Annotated in this window: 20 protein-coding genes; 9 read left to right on the plus strand and 11 right to left on the minus strand. The window is 57.0% G+C overall.

Translation table 11 applies throughout. The features are described 5' to 3' along the window. Positions 1-289 precede the first annotated feature (289 nt). The gene (locus tag GOX66_RS02575; protein ID WP_170759315.1) at positions 290-991 is read left to right on the plus strand and encodes a DUF1223 domain-containing protein; all 702 of its coding nucleotides are present in this window, start codon (positions 290-292) and stop codon (positions 989-991) included. Here GOX66_RS02575 and GOX66_RS02580 read toward each other — a convergent pair whose 3' ends face one another. The 4 genes from GOX66_RS02580 to purB all read right to left on the minus strand — a co-directional run bounded on the left by GOX66_RS02580 (position 992) and on the right by purB (position 5,401). Continuing rightward, complete coding sequence (locus GOX66_RS02580; protein WP_170759317.1) at positions 992-1,915, minus strand: lysophospholipid acyltransferase family protein; 924 nt, start codon at positions 1,913-1,915, stop codon at positions 992-994. A 101-nt stretch (positions 1,916-2,016) separates the two neighbouring features. Beyond that, positions 2,017-3,108, minus strand: coding sequence for a flagellar motor switch protein FliG (locus GOX66_RS02585; RefSeq protein ID WP_170759319.1), 1,092 nt, complete (start codon positions 3,106-3,108; stop codon positions 2,017-2,019). A gap of 68 nt (positions 3,109-3,176) precedes the next feature. Beyond that, positions 3,177-3,719 carry a tetratricopeptide repeat protein gene (locus GOX66_RS02590; protein ID WP_170759320.1) on the minus strand — a complete coding sequence of 181 codons (543 nt, stop codon included), beginning with the start codon at positions 3,717-3,719 and terminating at the stop codon, positions 3,177-3,179. Positions 3,720-4,096: 377 nt separating this feature from the next. Next, entirely contained in the window at positions 4,097-5,401 is a 1,305-nt protein-coding gene (gene purB / locus GOX66_RS02595) for an adenylosuccinate lyase (protein ID WP_170759323.1), read from the minus strand. 88 nt (positions 5,402-5,489) lie between these two features. Here purB and GOX66_RS02600 point away from each other — a divergent pair, with 88 nt between their 5' ends. The 3 genes from GOX66_RS02600 to GOX66_RS02610 all read left to right on the plus strand — a co-directional run bounded on the left by GOX66_RS02600 (position 5,490) and on the right by GOX66_RS02610 (position 6,935). Further along, positions 5,490-5,822 carry a hypothetical protein gene (locus tag GOX66_RS02600; protein WP_170759325.1) on the plus strand — a complete coding sequence of 111 codons (333 nt, stop codon included), beginning with the start codon at positions 5,490-5,492 and terminating at the stop codon, positions 5,820-5,822. 215 nt (positions 5,823-6,037) lie between these two features. Continuing rightward, on the plus strand, positions 6,038-6,598 hold the full coding sequence (locus GOX66_RS02605; RefSeq protein WP_170759327.1) for a hypothetical protein: 561 nt from the start codon (positions 6,038-6,040) through the stop codon (positions 6,596-6,598). A gap of 10 nt (positions 6,599-6,608) precedes the next feature. Beyond that, the gene (locus tag GOX66_RS02610; RefSeq protein WP_170759329.1) at positions 6,609-6,935 is read left to right on the plus strand and encodes a hypothetical protein; all 327 of its coding nucleotides are present in this window, start codon (positions 6,609-6,611) and stop codon (positions 6,933-6,935) included. Between the two features lie 13 nt (positions 6,936-6,948). Here the strand turns inward: GOX66_RS02610 and GOX66_RS02615 are convergent, their stop codons facing one another. Next, entirely contained in the window at positions 6,949-8,163 is a 1,215-nt protein-coding gene (locus GOX66_RS02615; protein ID WP_170759331.1) for a bifunctional alpha/beta hydrolase/OsmC family protein, read from the minus strand. Positions 8,164-8,403: 240 nt separating this feature from the next. Between GOX66_RS02615 and GOX66_RS02620 the strand changes: the two genes are divergently transcribed. Beyond that, positions 8,404-8,598 (plus strand): hypothetical protein, encoded by a 195-nt coding sequence (locus GOX66_RS02620; protein WP_170759333.1) that lies wholly within the window; start codon positions 8,404-8,406, stop codon positions 8,596-8,598. Between the two features lie 4 nt (positions 8,599-8,602). Here GOX66_RS02620 and dddP read toward each other — a convergent pair whose 3' ends face one another. Continuing rightward, entirely contained in the window at positions 8,603-9,946 is a 1,344-nt protein-coding gene (gene dddP / locus GOX66_RS02625; protein WP_170759335.1) for a dimethylsulfonioproprionate lyase DddP, read from the minus strand. Positions 9,947-10,068: 122 nt separating this feature from the next. On the opposite strand from dddP, the gene GOX66_RS02630 reads away from it, so the two are divergent. Next, positions 10,069-10,812: a heme-dependent oxidative N-demethylase family protein gene (locus GOX66_RS02630; protein WP_170759337.1), complete on the plus strand. Its 744-nt coding sequence runs from the start codon at positions 10,069-10,071 to the stop codon at positions 10,810-10,812. 36 nt (positions 10,813-10,848) lie between these two features. On the opposite strand, the gene GOX66_RS02635 is transcribed toward GOX66_RS02630, so the two are convergent. The 5 genes from GOX66_RS02635 to GOX66_RS02655 all read right to left on the minus strand — a co-directional run bounded on the left by GOX66_RS02635 (position 10,849) and on the right by GOX66_RS02655 (position 15,343). After that, complete coding sequence (locus GOX66_RS02635) at positions 10,849-11,763, minus strand: hypothetical protein (RefSeq protein ID WP_336509004.1); 915 nt, start codon at positions 11,761-11,763, stop codon at positions 10,849-10,851. 199 nt (positions 11,764-11,962) lie between these two features. Beyond that, complete coding sequence (locus tag GOX66_RS02640; protein ID WP_170759341.1) at positions 11,963-12,751, minus strand: lytic murein transglycosylase; 789 nt, start codon at positions 12,749-12,751, stop codon at positions 11,963-11,965. A 67-nt stretch (positions 12,752-12,818) separates the two neighbouring features. Continuing rightward, positions 12,819-13,463, minus strand: coding sequence for an MSMEG_1061 family FMN-dependent PPOX-type flavoprotein (locus tag GOX66_RS02645; RefSeq protein WP_170759343.1), 645 nt, complete (start codon positions 13,461-13,463; stop codon positions 12,819-12,821). A gap of 100 nt (positions 13,464-13,563) precedes the next feature. Further along, a complete protein-coding gene (gene glnA / locus GOX66_RS02650) occupies positions 13,564-14,970 on the minus strand; it encodes a type I glutamate--ammonia ligase (protein WP_170759345.1) in 1,407 nt (468 codons plus the stop codon). 34 nt (positions 14,971-15,004) lie between these two features. Then, positions 15,005-15,343, minus strand: coding sequence for a P-II family nitrogen regulator (locus GOX66_RS02655; RefSeq protein ID WP_170759346.1), 339 nt, complete (start codon positions 15,341-15,343; stop codon positions 15,005-15,007). A gap of 169 nt (positions 15,344-15,512) precedes the next feature. Between GOX66_RS02655 and GOX66_RS02660 the strand changes: the two genes are divergently transcribed. The 3 genes from GOX66_RS02660 to tig all read left to right on the plus strand — a co-directional run bounded on the left by GOX66_RS02660 (position 15,513) and on the right by tig (position 20,052). Next, positions 15,513-17,105, plus strand: a complete 1,593-nt coding sequence (locus tag GOX66_RS02660) for an NAD(P)H-hydrate dehydratase (RefSeq protein ID WP_170759348.1) — start codon at positions 15,513-15,515, stop codon at positions 17,103-17,105. 306 nt (positions 17,106-17,411) lie between these two features. Continuing rightward, entirely contained in the window at positions 17,412-18,536 is a 1,125-nt protein-coding gene (locus GOX66_RS02665; protein WP_170759350.1) for a porin, read from the plus strand. 184 nt (positions 18,537-18,720) lie between these two features. Then, the gene (tig, locus tag GOX66_RS02670; protein WP_170759352.1) at positions 18,721-20,052 is read left to right on the plus strand and encodes a trigger factor; all 1,332 of its coding nucleotides are present in this window, start codon (positions 18,721-18,723) and stop codon (positions 20,050-20,052) included. Positions 20,053-20,085 lie beyond the last annotated feature (33 nt).

Genomic DNA, 20,085 nt, shown 5'->3' on the forward strand with positions numbered 1-20,085 from the left:
GCGGCGTGTCCTGGCGCTATCCTGTCCAACTTTGATCGGCATCTGTGACCTCCCTCTCAAATGACGTGGATTTTTGGGGTTCGCTTTTGGTTATCTCATCACCCAAGCGCATGGTTCAAGGTCCAAGAGGCCGGGCTTGGCGATTTCTGCATACGATTGCACACATATTCTTGGATTCGGACAGATCTGGACTCAAGAAACCTTGATTGGAGGGTGAGGCACAAAGGGTTTAAACCATTCAGGCATCTTATGGAAACCAGACAAAAGAATTATCAGACTGAGGTCAGACATGATCAGATCAGCCGCCATTGCAGCCACGCTTTCCCTCTTTATTGTCGCCCCTGTCGCGGCCGAAAGTGACCCTGTGGTGGTCGAACTGTTTACTTCGCAAGGCTGCTCGTCCTGCCCGCCCGCAGACCGGATCATGCATGACTTGGCCAAACGCGACGATGTGATAGGTTTGGCGCTGCACGTGGATTACTGGGACTACATAGGCTGGAAAGACGAATACGCCGATCCTGACCACACCCGTCGCCAACGCGCATATGCCCGTCAGGGAGGACGGTCGATGATCTATACCCCGCAGATGGTGGTGAACGGACAACAGGACGTGGTTGGCGCACAATCGCGTGAGTTGGATCGCCTGATCGATGCACATTTGAAGGCTGCCCCTGAAGCATCGGTGACCGCGACGCGTTCGGGTGATGATTTAACCGTCGATGTCACACCCGTCGAACTACCAGTCGGTGAAACCTATGACGTGCGAGTCGTGCAATATTTTCCCATGCGCCACGCCTCGATCCGCCGGGGCGAGTTGGCCGGGCATGAACTGGATTACGCCAATGTTGTGGAGTCCTGGCAGGTGGCGGGTCAGTGGGACGGTGCTGCATCACAGCGGTTCCATGCGGTGTTTACCTCGGACCTGCCTGCGGTTGTTTTGGTACAAAGGGCAGGGCACGGACCCATCGTTGCGGCTGCACGCGTCAAGTGATCAAGGCATGTCCTCGGGCTGAACGCCAAGACCATTCCAGGCTTTCCAACGCCTGTGAATCCAGAACCACTGCCCCATATGTTTCTGAACCATCATTTCAAGATCGTCGTTGGTGAATTGGGTCATGGTTTTGGGATCGGTGTGCGGCACCGGGTCGTGCAACACGATTTCGAAGTCAATCCCATTGGGCTGGCGTACGGCGTAACAGGGGATCAGGACCGCGTTGTACTTTATCGCCAATTCAGCGTTCAGCACGGATGTCACTGCGGGTTTGCCGAAGAACATCAGTTCTTCGCCGCCATGTGCGTGCAGGTCCGAGACTATCGCAATGATTCCGCCTTTCTTGAGAGAACGGACCATTTCCACCATGCCGCGGCGACCCTGTTCGAACATAGGCGAGCCGGTTTTATGGAACGCCTCGACATACATGTCGTTGAAAAAAGGGTTCGCCATGCGGCGGTACAGGCAACCAATGGGCTGACCGCTCCGTTCCTGTAAGGCAATCCGCGCAGCTAGGTAATGGCCGAAATGGGCCGTGATCATCATCACTGGACGCCCTTCGGCCACGGCTGCATCAAAGGCTGCTACGCCGGAACCAAGGACTTTGGCGTTGCGCTGACGCTCGGTGAATCCTTCGGGCGAGAAATGTTCCATGATCGCGCGACCTGCATTATCCGGAACGGCGCGGCAGATACGCTTCACTTCTGTCTCGTCCAAATCAGGGCATGTGAGTTTCAGGTTGCTGCGCACGCGTTTGGTAAACCCCACCAGGGGCGCGAGGCCGCGAACGACGGCTCCCATTGTTGCAATTCGCCGCTCATAAGGGAGCAGGCGCATTACGCCAATCACACCCTTAAGAAACAAGCCAGTGATATTATATTTCCAAAGCTCTGCGCGGCTTAGCTCCGATTTTTCGACTGGCATTGTTTGGTCTCACCGGCTGTTGCGATTTGCCGGGCAAGACATACAAGGCGTGTTGCCCAACCACAAGCGTCCCGATGATCCGGGCGCGTACGCCCCGGGTGTCATTCATCGCTGTCTTCTTCGATTAAGGTAATTGTGCCCTCATCGACCAACGCGCGTATGGCGCCAACTATCTGCGTCATTGCGTCTTCGTTATCCGATTGCTTGACCTTGCCACGCTCAGCCATTTCTTCACGAAGGTTATCGGCCATACGTGAAGACATATTGGACAGCAGGAAATCGGCCGAGGTCTTGTCGTCTTCAGCGGATACACCTGCCAGTGCCGTTACAAGATTGGCCTGATCCACACCGCGCAGAATTGCCGGGACGTCGCGGGGGAGAATTCGAACGGGGATGTGGGCGAAGGTAAAGATCGATTGGCGCACGACGCTGGCGAAATCGGAATCCTCTTCGTCTAGTGCCGTCAACAGCCCGTCCCGCGTGGAGGCTTTAGATTGGTTCAGAATTGCGCCCACCCGCGCACCCGGCCCATCTGCAAAGGCCTGCGTGGGCCGCTGATCCAGTTGCGCGGCCAGCGACCACCCTATGCGATCGACGGCCTCAGGCGTGACATTTGCGGTTTTTGATACCGCATAGGTAATCCGGCGCGCGATTGGGCCAGGCAGATGGCCCAACAGCTGCGCGGCCTTTGCGGTTTCAAGTTTCGACAGCATCACAGCAGCGATTTCAGTGCTTTCAGCCTGAGCCATCGAGGCCAGATATTCAATTGGGATTTCACGCAGGCGTTGCCAGGGGTCACCGATCTGACGTACTCCGGCCACTTTGCGCAGACGAGCAGCCGTTGCCGGAGCAAGCTTGCTGTCTACGGCATCCAGCGCACCTGCCAGTCCATGAGGGAAGGACAATCCAACGCTGTCCAACGCTTCTGCAAATTCTTGTGCAACGGCGTCCAAGGTTACACGATCAACCAGACCCATTTCGCCCAACTGATGAGTGAGCTTTTCCTGCAATTCGTCGGGGAGTTCTTCCAACGGAATTTCCGCACCTTCGTTCAGAAGAAGGCGTACGACCACGGCGGCCTTTTGCCGGTTGCTGAGCGACCGGGGGACAACACGAGGCCTGCCGTCCTTTTGATCTCCAACAGGGGGCGTCGCACCCGGTGTCACCTGTAACGAAGTGTTTGTGTCCTGCATCTGCCTGTGGTGCCAAAATTCTGTTCCACAGGCAGATTACGGAGAGTCGGGTAAAGAAATGCTAAAGCTTAATAGCTGTAGGTGAGCCCGGTACGGATCGCCTCGCGCAGGGATGCTTCGGCCCAGGTGCCTTCGCCACCGCGCGCCTTGATTTCGCGCCACTGCTCGACCGCCAGGTCGGTTTTCCCTTCGGTCACATAGCCTTGACCCATATAGCTGCGGGCCAGGATATTGTCGGGATTGGCTTCGATTGCGTTGGTGTAGAAGGCGTTTGCCAGCTCAAGCTCACCCATCTTGCGGTAGGTGAAGCCCCAGTAGGTCAGCACGCGATCATCGTTCTGATCCATGATGCGCAGAATATCCTGAGCGTGTTCCAACTGCCCGTCATAGGCCAGCTCGCGCACGGCTTCATACAGCTGATCTTCGGTAAAATTGGTCTTGTTCGGTTTGACGCAGCGCCCGGCGTTTTTGTCATAGACACGCCCAAACAGACATTTCTTTGTCGTGTTCGTCGGTTTCGGCGGACTGCTGTCGCCGCCCCCAGCGGCGTGAAGGGCCGGCGCGAAGACAAAGGCCTGAATGGCAATAGCTGAAACTAATACAAGGCGCATATTCCTACTCCGTTTTGCGGGCTGCTCACATCAAGCATAGTGCGATCTGATAAAAAGCTAACAATCGCGGCCTCGCTTTTATTCACAAGTAGGAAGAAATTTTCAGCTATTGACGATTTTCGCGCAGGTTTGAGATTCGGAGTCCCAATATGTCCCGGTCGCGCAAGACTGGGTTTGCTTGGAATGAGCGTTGCATGCCAGCGCAACGGATGCTGAACAGCAAAGGGCCAAGGCGCAAATGAAGGTGCGGATCATCGTGTTTCTCCCGTTCGGAAATACACGTTCATCATAACCGATTATGACACGTCTGGCAAAAGAACAGGGTCCGGAACGCATCGAGCGAACCGGACCCCCTGAACCATTTGATTGATCTCGGATTATTCGCCGAACACGCGGGCGAAGATCGTATCGACATGCTTGGTGTGATAACCGAGGTCGAATTTTTCTTCGATCTCTTCGGCGCTCAGCGCCGCTGTCACTTCGGGGTCACCCAGCAGTTCGGTTTTGAAGTCCTTACCTTCTTCCCAGACTTTCATCGCGTTGCGCTGTACCAAACGGTACGCGTCTTCGCGGCTGACCCCGGCTTGCGTCAGGGCCAGCAATACCCGCTGGCTCATGACCAGACCGCGGAATTTGTTCATGTTTGCCAGCATGTTTTCCGGGTAGACGACCAGCTTGTCGATGACGCTGGTCAGGCGCGACAGGGCAAAGTCCAGCGTCACGGTGGTGTCGGGGCCGATGTTTCGTTCGACCGAGCTGTGGCTGATATCGCGCTCGTGCCAAAGGGCAACGTTCTCCATCGCCGGAACTACAGCCATACGCACCAGACGGGCGAGGCCGGTCAGGTTTTCGGTCAGAACCGGGTTACGTTTGTGCGGCATCGCCGATGAGCCCTTTTGACCTTTGGAGAAAAACTCTTCGGCCTCCAACACCTCGGTCCGCTGCATGTGGCGGACTTCGATGGCGATGTTTTCAATGCTGCTGGCGATGACGCCCAGCGTTGCAAAGAACGCGGCATGACGGTCACGCGGGATGACCTGTGTGCTGATAGGCTCGGGCACCAGACCCAGTTGATCGCAGACATGTTCTTCGACGCGCGGGTCGATATTGGCAAACGTGCCGACGGCGCCGCTGATCGCGCCGGTTGCGATTTCGGCACGGGCATCCCGCATCCGGGACAGGTTGCGGTCCATCTCGGCGTAAAAGCGGGCAAATGTCAGGCCCATGGTTGTGGGTTCGGCATGAATACCGTGACTGCGGCCAATGCGGACGGTGTCTTTGTGCTCGATCGCACGACGTTTCAGGGCGGCCAGCAGTCCTTCTAGATCGGCGATCAGAATGTCGGTGGCGCGGGTCAGCTGCACGTTGAAGCAGGTGTCCAGCACATCCGAGCTGGTCATGCCCTGATGAACAAAGCGGGCCTCATCGCTGCCAACGTGCTCGGCCAGGTGGGTCAGGAAGGCGATGACGTCGTGCTTGGTGACGGCTTCGATCTCATCAATCCGAGCCACGTCGAATTCCACGTCCTTGGCTTTCCAAACGGCCTCGGCATTTTCACGCGGGATCACGCCCAGATCGGCCATGGCATCGCAGGCATGCGCCTCGATCTCGTACCAGATGCGAAACTTGGTTTCCGGAGACCAGATGGCGACCATGTCAGGGCGGGAATAACGGGGAATCATTGGCGGCAGCACCTTTTTGTGATTGGGATGAGGCGTTGGCGCGGGGTTTAAACCCAGCCGTACAAGGGAACAAGGCGCGAGTGCAGGTATGAGACGGTTTGCCCTGATTTTAGTCCTTTGGCCCGGCGTTTTGGCTGCGGATGAGTTTCGTCAACTGACAGGGGACGAGATTTTGGCAGCGTTGGCTGGGCAGAAACTCGATTATGGTGATGGGGTCTGGCAGAGCTTCGACGAGACCATGCAGACGCAGTATTTCTCGGGCCGTCCAAACACCGGTCGCTGGGCAGTGCGCGACGACCAGTATTGTTCGATCTGGCCGCCATCCGATTTTTGGGCTTGCTATGATGTTCAGCAGAGCGGCGATGTAGTCCGTTTTGTCGATGACAGTGGCGGAATCACTGTCGGAATCTACGTCAGGTAGTCTGCGCTTCAGGGCGGCTGGAGACGGATTCGCTCAGTTCAAGACGTGGGTTGAGGGTAGGCCTTTCAGCAACTTGTTGACGGCGGTTTGATCCGTGAAGAAGGGGTTTCGATGCTATTTCCGGGCGTTTTTCATTGTCAGGGAAACGAGATGCTGGACAAGCCCCTCAGGCGAAGGTCCATCTGACATCAATGAAATTATCAGGTTATTGAGATATGCGTATTCTACTTGGCTCGGCACTTGCCACCTGTGCGGCCCTGTGGCTGGGAGCTGCGGCGCCTGCCTTTGCAGACACTCCGGTCACTTACACCGATAACGGCCGCGCGCTATTCAGCTTTTCGGTGCCCGACTTCTGGGCAGTGCGCACCGGCGGCCCGCGTGAAATTGAGGACACAGACCTGGGAGACCCCCGTGCAGTTGCACGCGTCATAGGCGTCCGGCCTGTGACAGACGACAACGTCTGGATGGGCATCGTGTCTCCGGCAGGAGTGGCCTCGATCGACGATGGTCTGCGATACCTTGAGGATATTGATAAGTATCTGGTTAAGGACCCTGTCGTTTCCGAAACCACGAACACCCGCATTGGTGGGTTGCCTGCGCGTGTCATCCGGGGCACCGGCAGCCGGGACGGGCGCGGCATAAACTTCACAGCAACGGTGATCGACCTGCCGCGGAATCGCGTGGCCGTGATTGTGGCAATCCTGCGGGATGGCGCTGACCCGGCCTACGTCGACGATATGAACGCCGTGTTCGCGTCGTTCCGGTCCGTGCAGTGAGGAGGCGCAGATGACTTGCAATTTTATCAAACGCGTAACTCTTGCGCTGGGACTTGGGGCAGCAAGTTTTGCCTTGTCGGCATGCGACGGCGTTTCGGTCGGAGTGGGTTATGGGTACGACCCGTTCTATGACTCGATGCTGTGGAACGATTACTACCACGATGTCGATGTAGACATTGATGTGGACAGGCCAGATCGTCCCAATCCCCCAAATGGCAAACCTCCTGCACGACCGAAGCCACCGGTTGCCAAGCCACCAGCGCGGCCACGTCCGCCCGTCGCGCGCCCGCCAGCGGCTAGGCCACCGATTCACCGACCGGCGCCGCGACGACGTTGATGCGCTTTGTGGGTCAGCTCAGCAGTTCCGTAGTGATCTCGGCTGACCCTTCAAGCGTTCTGTGCACCGGGCATTTATCCGCGATCTCAAGCAATCGGGCGCGCTGTTCCTGATCCAGCGGCCCCTCCAACCGGATTTTGCGCCGGAACAGGTCGATCTTGCCGTCTCCGGCCAGCCCAGCATCCTGCGCGTGCACCTTGTTGTGACACACGTCGACGGAGATACCTGTCAGCGGCCACCGTTTGCGCCGGGCGTACATGCGGATCGTCATCGACGTACAGGCCCCAAGACCGGAGGACACAAACCCATAAGGCGACATACCCCGATCGGTGCCACCATATGAGGCAGGTTCATCCGCCACTGCGTGATGCCGTGGGCCGGATTGGATGTCCTGCAGAAACCCACCCGGGTCGACCTCGGTCACACGCACGACGCCTTCTGGCGCGCCGGGTGGCGGGGCAGGTGGGCTGAGGGGGATATACCGTTTGACCCAGGCCGCAATCACATCGGCGGCGTATTCGGCATCTGATGCGCGCGTGATCAGGTGATCGGCGTCGTCGAGCGTGACGAAGCTCTTGGGGTGCTTGGCCGCGAGGAAGATCGTGGAGGCATTCTTGATACTGACGGTTTCGTCCCGTGGTGCGTGCAGGATCAGCAGGGCCGCTTTCAGGTCGGCAATCGCCGGCGTCAGTGCGGTTTCCGAAATGTCATCCACGAAGGCCTTGCCAATGCGGAACGGGCGGCCACCCAAAGTTACCTCGGCAGATCCTTCCTGCCGGATCTGTGGCAGGGCGTCTTCGAAGTGGTGTGAGACATGGCCCGGATCGGCAGGTGCGCCCAGTGTGACCACGGCCTTGACGCTTGGAATTCCTGCGCGCGCCCGCAATACGGCTGCCCCGCCCAACGAATGTCCGATCAGCAAGGCAGGTGCCAAGTTGCGCCCGGCCAGATAATGCGAGGCGGCGATCAGGTCCTCAACGTTCGAGGTAAAGGTTGTATTGGCGAATTCGCCACCTGAATGACCCAGCCCCGTGAAATCAAAGCGCAAAACGGCGATACCCATTGCAGCCAAACGCGCGGCAATACGACGGGCGGCGGGAATATCCTTGGAACAGGTAAAACAATGCGCAAACAAAGCGGTCGCAAGCACCGGCCCGTCCGGCAGATCAAGGCGCGCAGCCAATTGGTTGCCGTCGTGACCGGCAAAAGTAATGCGTTCGGTTGGCATGACAGTTCCTTACGTATCGGGATGGGACCAATACTGTGTGTTACCGTCTGGCGGCTCAACCCCATTGTAAGACGCGTAACGGGAAGGTGAGTGGAGTGTAGGAACTGGATCGGAACATTAAGCGCGGGATTTCTAAATCATCAAGATATGTGATGCAATCTAGATCAAATATTCGTTTTAATAAAATGACCCGTGCCCCCATCTTACGGCTGTCACACTCATTCAGCCAAGGAGGCTCACATGGCACATATCGCGTCCGCCCCGCGTGGCGTTGTTTTTCGTCCGGATATTCTGATTGTTATCGCCCTGACCGGAGCTATCGGTTTCGCACTCGGTCAGCAGTGGCCACAGACTGCCCCAACCTCAGCCGAGGCAAGCCAAGTCATGCCCGAAGACTGGCACGGCAACGTTCGACGCTCAAACTGGCCGAACTGAGTTGTTACGACAGCCCCATCAGTTGCGGATCGAAAGGGTAGGTGGTGAGATTTTCATACCCATCCTCAGTGATCAGAACCTGATCTTCGAGCTTGATCGAGAAATCACCGCCAACCTCGCCCACTGCTGCTTCGACGCAAAGAACCATGCCGGGCTCCAGCGGATAATCATAGGAGCCCGCCACCGCCTTGTCCGGGTAGGTGACAAGCGGCCATTCATCACATAGACCGACGCCATGCATCAGGCACCCGTATTTCTGGGCCTGGAACTTGTCGTCCAGCTTGTGCGCATTGGCCGTCAGCTCGGGGATCATCACGCCTGGCTTCAGCATTTCCATGTTGGTCATGATGTGCTCATGCGCGTGCTGCATGGCATAAACCATGTCGGGGCGGGGTTTCTCGTCCCCGATCCACCATGTGCGCGAGATGTCTATGCAGATGCCGTAGGACCCGATCAGATCGGTATCGAAAGCGATGATCTCGTTCTTTTGCGTGATCCGGGGGCCGCATTCCTGAAACCACGGGTTGGTGCGTTGACCGGAGGCCAGAAGGCGGGTTTCGATCCATTCACCGCCGCGCCGGATGTTTTCGCCATGTAGAACCGCCCAGATGTCATCCTCGGAGGTCTTGCCGTCGCCCACGTTGGCGCGCGCGAATTTCTCCATCTCTGCCACGGCGGTTTCGCAGGCGTAATTTGCGCATCGCATGGCCAGAATCTCATCGCGGCCTTTGATCGCGCGGGTCTTTTCGGTGACCTCTTCGCCTTCCATGATCTCGAACCCCTGCGCCTCGAGCGCGCGCAGGCCGTGCAGCATGATCTTGTCTACGGCCAGGCGTTTGTTCCCGCCGCTATGCGCGTCGATCAGCACGCGAACCTCGTTCGAGAAAACGTCGGCCGCGACATCAACCTTGTCGCCACGGTCGAAATAAAACAGGTCCGCACCCGAGCGTTGTTCACGCACCAGTGGGTTGAACTTCGACAGGAAGGGCGAGTTCTTATAGTCCCAAATAACCATGTACCCGTCGGCACACAGCAACACCGCGCGGAACGGGTTGTGCGTGTTCCATAACTGCATGTTGGTGCTGTCGGTCGCGTAGCGGATGTTCAGTGGGTCGAACATCAGCAGTCCGCCATAGCCCCGATCCACAACGGCCTTTGTCAGTCGTTTCCAGCGGTGGTCACGCATCCGCGCAAGATCGGGAAGGACAAGCCCGGCCTCTTCCCATTCGGCAAAAGCAAGTTGGGTGGGGCCGATCTCGATCCGGTCGTTTTCATTCGGTGTTCCGTCGCCAAGCGTTGTACCTTTTGTCGGGTCGATCTTGCGAGTGTCGCGGTAATGCTGGTTCATGCTGGCCCTCCCTGGCGTCATTTGATCGTGGAGAAACAAGTGGGTGGCGTCTTGGAAATTTGCGACCACGTATTCGTCGCTTTTTGACCGACAACCGGACGTACAGGTGATAGGTCGAAAACATGACGACTATCCTACAGACTTCGATCCCCTATGATCCGCTGTCCCCACGTCCTCTGCCGGGAATTCAGCCCACCAGCATGGACAACTGGTTGCACCGCGATGACGCCTTTGCCGCCCAGATGCAAAGGCGGGAAGCGCTGCTGGCTGAACGACGCGCGGATGTTCTGGCACTGGATCCGGGCGCAGAGGCGGCGGCGCAAGAGGTGCTGAACCTTGTTCTGAGCCACGCCTATCCGGGCAGCGTTGATCGCGTGATCCGCGCGGATGGCCAGGAAGTTCTGATCAATCGTGCCCACCCGATGGATACGTTGTGCAGGCTGGTGCAGGAGGACATCTGCATCCTGCAAAAACGCGGGGACGAACACGTGCTGACCGGGGCCATCCTGTGCTTTCCCGCCAGTTGGAGCCTGTCAGAGAAGTTCATGCGTCCCCTGGTCGACATTCACGTGCCGGTCGCCAGCTATGACGTGAATATCGCGCGCCGTGTGCAGCGGTTGTTTGACGGGATTCAGCCGGGACGACCCCTTTGGCGATTCAATGCGCTGTGGTACGAGGATGCCGAACTGCATCAGCCTCGAAGCACCAGGGAGCCGCGCGACATCAAAGACCCCGGAGAAACGCGTTATTTGCGCAGTGAACGACAAACGTTGCTCCGTCTTCCGGAAACGCAGGCCGTCATCTTCTCGATTCACACCTATGTCCTTGAGGCGGAACAGGTGCATAAAATGGAAAACCCCGCCTGACGGCGGGGCCTCCAAGGAGGGTCTTTCGACTTAGTGCTACATGCCAAACGCGTTGGCAACACCGGCGAACGCTCCGCTTGTGCTGAGAGCGGAGATTGCGACGGTGTAGGCAAGTACCTGAGTGTTCAGGCGAAAATCTTCGCCTCTGATCAGGTTCACAGCGGCCATGGAGGCCGCAATCGGAACTGACACGCTGGCCACGGCACCCGTCAATCCCCAACTAGACAGTCGAAGGATATCGCTGGGTTGCTCAGGCTCGAGGGGGCGCGTGTCGTCGTCCCGGTCTGAAGGCTGCTCGATAGGTTCTGTCCGGAAAGCGATGCTGAGCAACTGCTCATCCGACAGCTGGATCGGCCGGGCTGCTGGTTTCAGCGCCTTTTTTTGTGGCTCGTCCAGGTCTTCTTCCTCAGGAATGTCCAGCCCCGCAAACGGGCCTGTTACTGCCTCGAAGATCTGTTTTCTGTTTCGCTGCTTGACGGGAGTCAGAGTGTCAAACGCGCTCATGAACTGTTCGATTGTCAGGACGGTATTTGGCGACAACCACTCGACACGTTGTGTCGCGCAGATATCCACCATGCGATACAGGATCACCACCAGCATAAGCTCGGAAATCTCACTGTCGTCCAACAGTGCAGAGACCGGGGAAATGGTGATCGCAAGCCGGTTTTGCGGCATGGTTACAATCGGTCGTGCGATTGTTTTCAGTCCCGCTGCACGGTCCATACGCTCGAACCGGTCGTTGGATTCGACCGCCTGTGTTTCCATAGTGAGACGTACCAGATACTGGCTGGATACGATGCTGGCTTCGGTTTCGCTCAGCACAGTCTTACGCTCGACCAAATGGCCGTAGTCTTGAAGCGTCGTGGCCACGATCTTCCCAAATCGCTCGATCGCGCCTTCGGTCTTACCGTTGAATTGAAGACCACCGTGATAGCTGTGCTTCGGAGTCACTGCGCTGTCCTTTGTCGCATCCTGTCGTAAGAACAAGGTTAGCAACCGATATGGGGCAGATTTTGGCGAAAATGGAAAAAAATGAAAATTCGGCAGGATTGATTACGCTATGGAAACCTAGACATTTTAAGGGCCGTTTAATGTCTGTGGCAACAATGTGGCCGGATTGGGGTGCTCAGGCGCAATTTCCGGATCAGGCTTATCCGTCGATTCGGGCTGCCATGATTGCAATGGATTGCTGATAGACCGAGGCGGCGTTCCATTGCTCGATCACCGCAAAGTTCGGTTGCCCCGGTTGATAGCCGCGCCCTGGTTTCCAGCCTTTCTGGCGCAGAAAGTTGGCGGTTGAGGCCAGCGAGTCAGTCATATTGTAGAAATCGACCCTGCCATCGCCGGTAGCATCGACACCATAGGCCAGTGCGTTGCCAGGCAGGAACTGTGTGTGCCCAAGCTCGCCATGTTTTGCCCCTTTTGTTGCCGTCGTAATGCTGCCTTGGTCGACTAGTTTCAGTGCTCCGATGGCATGGGGGATAAAGAACTCGGATCGGCGACAATCATAGGCCAATGTCGTTATTGCGGAAACGACCTGACTGTCACCCATGAAATTGCCAAACCCTGTTTCCATTCCGTGAATGGCGATTAGGACCCCGGCAGGGACGCCATATTGTCGTTCAAGGGCTGCATAGAATTGCGGGTTGCGTGCCTTGCGTTTGCGCCCCTGCGCCACAATGGTATCGGCCCCGCGCACTCGCATGAATTTGTCCAGCGAGTATTTGAAGCTCTTTTGATTCCGATCCGCTGAAATTGTGCGCATGGCGTATTGAGTCTGAGCCAGCGCTTGCAGGCCTTTTTTCCTGACGCCTGCACGTTTAGCCTGCTTTGAGAAATCCTGTTTCCAAACCTCAAAACCGGCACTGGTATTGCCGCAGGGCGCAGTCGCACCGAAGGTTGGTATTGCCAGAGCGGTTATGAGAACAAATCGAAACATGGGTGAAATCCAGCAGCAAAACAATCGGGCATCAGGGTACGCCGCCTTCTGAAATCAGCAAAGGGGTTTAGTACAAGTCCAGTTCATCTGTACCTTTCAGGCTTTCGAACCACTCTTCCGGGGTTTTGTTGATCCTGGCATGCTTGACCATCATGGCGTTCATATTTGGCAGGTGCGTCGAATCCGGCCAGTTTTCCGGCTGCCACAGGTTCGAGCGGATGACACATTTCGGGCAATGTGCAAAAGCGGTATCGACATGAACCAACAAGGCCAGCTTGGGGGGATGGTCGTTCACGGCCATTCCGTCCAGAAGAGTCTGATCAGCGCAAATTCGGGCCGTGCCACGGATACGCAGTGTCTCCATTTTACCGGGCACGAAAAAGATCACGCTGACACGCGGGTCCTGCAGGACATTGTGAAACGTGTCCACGCGCTTATTGCCGGGCCGGTCCGGGATCGCAATCAGCGTGTCCGATACCACCTGAACAAACCCCTCAGGATCACCGCGTGGCGATATATCGAGATGACCGCCCGGATTGGCGGACGCGATCAGGCAAAAGGGTGAAGCTGCTATGAAGTCCCGGCACATTTGATCCAGTGCCGAAATCTCCTTCGCTATGATCTGGGGCAGGGGCGCGCCGGTAACGGCCTCTAGTTCCTCTGCCGAGGTCACGAAGTTCGAGTATTGCGAGAAAGGTGAGTCTGGTGCCATGCGATCACTCCAAGTCGAGTGACCGAAGTGTGAGAGATCATCCGCAAGGAAACAAGGGCGCCCGTTCGGACGCCCTTGCAGATGTAAACCCTTTACCGGATCAGCAGCTGTAGTACATGCCGTACTCAACCGGGTGCGGAGTGTGCTCGTAGGTTTCGACTTCTTCCATCTTCAGCGCGATGTAGCCGTCGATCTGGTCTTTGGTGAACACATCACCCTGCAGCAAGAAGTCGTGATCCGATGCAAGAGCTTCCAGAGCTTCACGCAGCGAGCCGCAGACGGTCGGGATGTCGGCCAGTTCTTCGGCAGGCAGGTCGTACAGGTTCTTGTCCATGGCTTCGCCCGGATCGATCTTGTTCTTGATACCGTCCAGACCGGCCATCAACAGAGCGGCAAAGCACAGGTAGGGGTTCGCCGCCGGATCGGGGAAGCGAGCCTCGACACGCTTGGCTTTCGGGCTTTCGGTCCACGGGATACGGACACAGCCCGAACGGTTACGGGCCGAGTAGGCGCGCAGAACGGGTGCTTCAAAGCCCGGGATCAGACGCTTGTAGCTGTTGGTCGCCGGGTTGGTGAAGGCGTTCAGGGTTTTGGCGTGCTTCAGAACACCACCAATAAACCACAGCGCCTCGTCCGACAGGTCAGCATACTTGTCGCCCGCGAACAGCGGCTTGCCATCCTTCCAGATCGACATGTTCACGTGCATGCCGGTGCCGTTGTCGCCGGCGATCGGCTTCGGCATAAAAGTGGCCGATTTGCCATAGGCGTGTGCGACGTTGTGGATGATGTATTTGTACTTCTGCAGCTCGTCCGCCTGTTTGGTCAGGCTGTCGAAGATCAGACCCAGCTCGTGCTGGCACGATGCAACCTCGTGGTGGTGCTTGTCGACCTTCATGCCCAGACGCTTCATGGTAGACAGCATTTCCGAACGCAGGTCCTGCGCTTCGTCGATCGGATTTACAGGGAAGTAACCGCCCTTGACGCCCGGACGGTGGCCCATATTGCCCATCTCGTATTCGGTGTCGGTGTTCCACGACGCGTCGGTTGCATCAACTTCGTAGGATACCTTGTTGATACTGTTCGAGAAACGGACGTCGTCAAACAGGAAGAATTCAGCTTCAGGACCCATGTAGGCGACGTCGCCGATACCCGAGGATTTCAGGTAGGCCTCGGCCTTTTGCGCCGTGCCGCGCGGGTCACGCTCATAGGCCTCGCCAGTGTCGGGCTCAACAACCGAGCAGTGCACGCAGATGGTTTTTTCCGCGTAGAACGGATCGACATAGGCGCTTTCGGTGTCGACCATCAGTTTCATGTCCGATGCTTCGATCGACTTCCAGCCCGCAATGGACGAACCGTCGAACATGAAGCCTTCTTCCAGGAAGTCTTCGTCGACCTGGTCGGCCATCAGGGTCACGTGCTGCAGCTTGCCGCGCGGGTCGGTGAAGCGAACATCGACGTATTCGGCGCCTTCGTCCTTAATCAGCTGAAGAACTGCGTCCTTGCTCATTCTCTTGATTCCTCTGAATTGAAGATTTGTCTTGTTACAGGGCTTCTGAACCGGTCTCGCCGGTACGGATGCGAATAGCTTGCTCTACAGGCGAGACAAAGATTTTGCCGTCGCCGATTTTGTCGGTTTTGGCGGCAGATACGATGGACTCGATTGCGGCATCAACCTGATCGTCGTCCAGTACGACCTCGATCTTTACCTTCGGCAGAAAGTCGACGACATATTCCGCACCACGATAGAGTTCGGTGTGACCTTTCTGGCGGCCAAATCCCTTGACCTCGATCACGCTCAGGCCCTGGACACCCACGTCCTGCAGCGCCTCTTTCACTTCGTCCAGTTTGAACGGCTTGATGATCGCTTCGATCTTCTTCATCCCGGGCTCCCTTTAACGCTTGTCAGAATGGCACTGACCACGTCTAAGATCGGGCGGCAATGTGATTACGAAAATGGCGCCGCCCGGGTGCGGAGAAAATATGCGGCAGGTGAAATTTTGATCGGTTTGCACAAAAAGTAATCGGAATTGAATCGCCGGAGGATTTGAGATGACGGAATTGCTAACAGCCGCGCAGATGCGGGCAATAGAAACGGCGGCGATTGAGTCCGGTCAGGTGACCGGTCTGGAACTGATGGAACGCGCTGGGCGGGGCGTTGTCGAAGCGATTTTTGAGGAGTGGCCGGAACTGGCCAAAACGTCTGGCCGGGCGGTGGTTTTGTGCGGGCCGGGAAATAATGGTGGCGACGGTTTTGTCGTGGCGCGGTTGCTGAAAGAGTGGGGCTGGGAGGTTGAGGTTTTTCTGTACGGTGATCCTCAGAAACTGCCGCAGGATGCAAAGGTGAATTACGAGCGGTGGGAAGGACGGACGCGTGATACGGCAGACCTTGCCAGAGCAGAAATTCAGCATCCAGACGTTTCCATCGATGCGCTGTTCGGAACCGGGTTGACGCGAGCGATTGAGGACCCTGGGTTGTGGGAGCTTCTTTGGGCGCATGATGATGCTGACGATGCATGGGAAATGCGAAAATGGGGTTCGGGAACAGACATCGTCCCACCACGCACTGTCGCGATAGACCTGCCATCAGGTCTTTGCTCGGACTCCGGTAAAGTCCTTGGAGGTGTGTTTTCTCAGCATGGGCGCCGCTGCGCCCGTTCGGCCCTGACCGTCTCTTTCCACTCGAACAAGCTTGGTCATGTTTTGAGTGAAGCGCCCGCTTATTGTGGGCGGTTGGTCGTTAAGGATATCGGGCTCGGCCCTGAAGTTGCCAGTGCAGAGATTACAAAGTATTCAGAGCGGCCATCTGCCCCACTTCTTGGCAAGAGCGACCGTGATCACAAGTATTCGCATGGCCACGCATTTATCCTGACAGGCGGCGTGGGAAAAACCGGCGCGGCACGACTGGCGGCGCGGGGGGCGCTGCGGATTGGCGCAGGGTTGGTGACCTTGGGCGTCCCTCCGGCGGCGCAGATGGAGGTTGCGGCGCAGGTGACGGCCATCATGTTGCTGCGGGTCGAGGGGGCTGACGGGCTAACCGATGTGCTCCAGGATGAGCGTCTGAACGCTCTGTGTCTCGGTCCGGGTTTAGGTTTGGCGCATGCGCGCAATCTGGTGCCGGTTGCTCTGTCGGCTGAGCGGTCAACTGTGTTGGACGCGGACGCGCTGACGGCATTCGCGGACGACCCGTCAGCCTTGTTTGGCCTTCTGCACGAGAATTGTGTTCTCACGCCGCACGGGGGCGAGTTCGCGCGACTTTTCCCGGATATCGCTAAAAAACTGAACGAGGTTCCCACCAAAGGCCCGGCCTATTCCAAAGTGGACGCGACTCGTGAGGCGGCCCGGCGGGCAGGGTGCGTGGTTCTGTTCAAGGGGCCGGACACAGTGATTGCGGCGCCTGACGGGCGGTGCTCGATCAACTCGGCTTTCTATGATCGCGCAGCCCCATGGCTGGCGACGGCCGGATCCGGCGACGTTCTGGCCGGGTTCATCACCGGGCTGCTGGCCCGGGGGTTCGAGCCTATGCGAGCCGCTGAAACGGCCGCTTGGCTGCATGTTGAGTGCGCGCGGATCTTTGGTCCGGGGCTGATCGCCGAAGATCTGCCAGAGCAATTGCCAACTGTGTTTCAAAGCATGGAAACGTGAAACATGCGCGGAAAATGGCCGCTTTCCTTCGGGGTCGGCGATTTTTAGCCGCAAGTATTCGCAGGAGTGCATACCAGCCTTTTGAAAGGCGTATGACAGAGTGGCAGACTTTGAGATACGGCACCCGGGTTTCCGGTCGGCCGTTTAGTCAAAGCGTTGATTAAAATTGAAAATTAGTTCCTGCCAATTTGAACCGTGAGGCAGAAACTCAGGAACTGAATTGATCGGTTCAACGCGTGTTGGTGCTGTTACCTAAGATCAGTACTTAGTAAGCATCCAATACCAAAACGAATATGGTGAAAGAAAATGACAGTGAAATTTAGTGTCCCGTCGGTTGCTGCTATTCTGGCCGTGACTACGGCAATCCCTGCTGCGGCCGAGCTGAAATATGAAAACAACAGTGGCGGCTATGTGCTGTTGTACGGGCAACTGCACCCAGCCCTGATCTCGGTGGATGATGGGCAGGAAACGGATACCCGCGTCCTCGACAACGATCTCTCGAACAGCCGCGTGGGGCTGCGGTTGATGCAACCTTACGGTGCTAACGAGTTTACGTTCCGTTTTGAAACCGCGCTTGGCCTGCCTAACTCGACCGAGTGGAACCAGCTCGGCACCAACTTCAGCGGGTGGACTCGTTCGGATATTCGCCATGTCGATTTTGCGCTGAAAGGCGATTATGGCAAATTCTCCGCCGGTCAGGGCAGCATGGTGTCGGATGGTGCGGCGGAAACCGATCTCTCTTATGTTGGTACGGCTCTTTATTCTTTTACCAATGATGAGAACTCGGCTTTCTTCTATCGTGAGACGAATGGCATCCTGAGCGGGATTACGATCGGCGACAGCAGCAGCAACCTTGATGGCTCGCGCCGCGGGCGCATTCGCTACGATACTCCGGATTTCAATGGGTTCTCGGCCGGGATCGCTTATGGCGAGAACATTCTGTCCAGCAGCGACGACGATACCTATTACGATGTGGGCGTGTTTTACGGAAACACATTTGCAGGTGGCGTCGAATTTGCTGCAAGCCTGGCCTACGCCGTCCGCGACTTTGATAACGCATCGGGCGAGCGCAAGGATACCATCGGTTCAGCCTCGGTTCTGCTGCCCAGTGGGTTCAGCTTTACAGCGGCCGCCGGCACGCGCGATGACACCGCCAGCGGTGCAAGCGATCCGAACTATTGGTACGCGAAAATTGCCTATGAAGGCGATTGGGTATCCTGGGGTAAAACCGGCGTCGGGATCGACTATTTTGACGGGTCGGACTTCAACACCGATGGGTCCAGCACAAAAGCATGGGGCGTGGCCGTGGTGCAGAAGATTGAAGCAATCAACACAGATGCGTATTTGAAGTACCGCAACCACGATTTCGATGATGGCACCTCATTCGACAACAACGAAGCATGGGTCTTGGGCGCCCGCTGGAAATTCTGATTGCTCACCCAGATGAGTGACAAGCGCCCCGGTTGGATCCGGGGCGTTTTTTTGTTCAAATCGACGGTAAAATAAGGCTGATCCGGCCTTTGCCCCTTGCGCGCGCGCAGTAGGGCAAATAGAAGGCGTCAAATTTGCCCGGCGCGCCGTTTTGCGCGCCCCGAATCCTATGGGGACTACCATAATGCAGGTTACCGAGACGCTGAACGAAGGTCTGAAACGCGGCTACAATATCGTCGTATCCGCAGCTGAGCTGGACGACAAAGTAAACGAGAAACTGGTCGAAGCGCAGCCTGAAATCGAAATGAAGGGTTTCCGTAAAGGCAAGGTGCCGATGGCGCTGCTGAAAAAGCAGTTTGGTCAGCGCCTGCTGGGCGAAGCGATGCAGGAAAGCATCGACGGTGCCATGAACCAGCACTTTGAAGACAGCGGCGAACGCCCTGCACTGCAGCCCGAGGTCAAGATGACCAATGAGGACTGGAAAGAAGGCGACGACGTTGAAGTCGCAATGTCCTACGAGGCTCTGCCGGCAATCCCGGAAGTTGATTTGAAATCGATCGAACTGGAAAAGCTGGTCGTCAAAGCAGACGATGCCGCGATCGAAGAAGCGCTGAACAATCTGGCCGAAACCGCACAGGATTTCAAAGCGCGCCGCAAAGGCTCAAAAGCCAAGGACGGCGATCAGGTTGTGATCGACTTTGTTGGCAAAGTTGACGGTGAAGAGTTCGAAGGTGGTTCGGCCGAGGACTACCCGCTGGTGCTGGGTTCCAACAGCTTCATCCCCGGCTTTGAAGAGCAATTGGTTGGCGTGAAGGCCGAGGAAGAAAAAGACGTCAATGTGACCTTCCCCGCGGAATACGGCGCTGAGCATCTGGCCGGTAAAGACGCTGTCTTCACCTGCACTGTGAAAGAAGTGAAGGAACCTGTCGCTGCCGAAGTCAACGATGAGCTGGCCACCAAGTTCGGTGCCGAGGATCTGGCAGCTCTGAAAGGTCAGATCGCCGAGCGTCTGGAAGCAGAATACTCGGGTGCTTCGCGCGCAGTCATGAAGCGTGCTCTGCTGGACGCGCTGGACGAGAAAGTCTCGTTCGACCTGCCGCCGTCGCTGGTCGAAGCCGAAGCCAAGCAGATCGCGCATCAGCTGTGGCATGAGGAAAACCCGGAAGTTGAAGGCCACGATCACGAAGAGATCGAGCCCACCGACGAACATAACAAGCTGGCCGAACGTCGCGTTCGCCTGGGCCTGCTGCTGGCTGAGCTGGGTCAGAAGGCCGAAGTCGAAGTGACCGACTCCGAAATGACACAGGCGATCATGAACCAGGCGCGCCAGTACCCGGGTCAGGAACGTCAGTTCTTTGAGTTCGTGCAGCAGAACGCCCAGATGCAGCAGCAGCTGCGTGCGCCGATCTTCGAAGACAAGGTCATCGACTACATCGTTGAACTGGCTCAGGTCTCGAACAAAGAGGTTGGCAAAGACGACCTGCAGAAAGCTGTCGAGGCACTGGACGAGGAGTAATCCTCGTCCGCCCATCCATCCCAAATGGGCAAA

The organism is Ruegeria lacuscaerulensis (genome assembly GCF_013031245.1).
Classification (GTDB): domain Bacteria; phylum Pseudomonadota; class Alphaproteobacteria; order Rhodobacterales; family Rhodobacteraceae; genus Ruegeria; species Ruegeria lacuscaerulensis_C.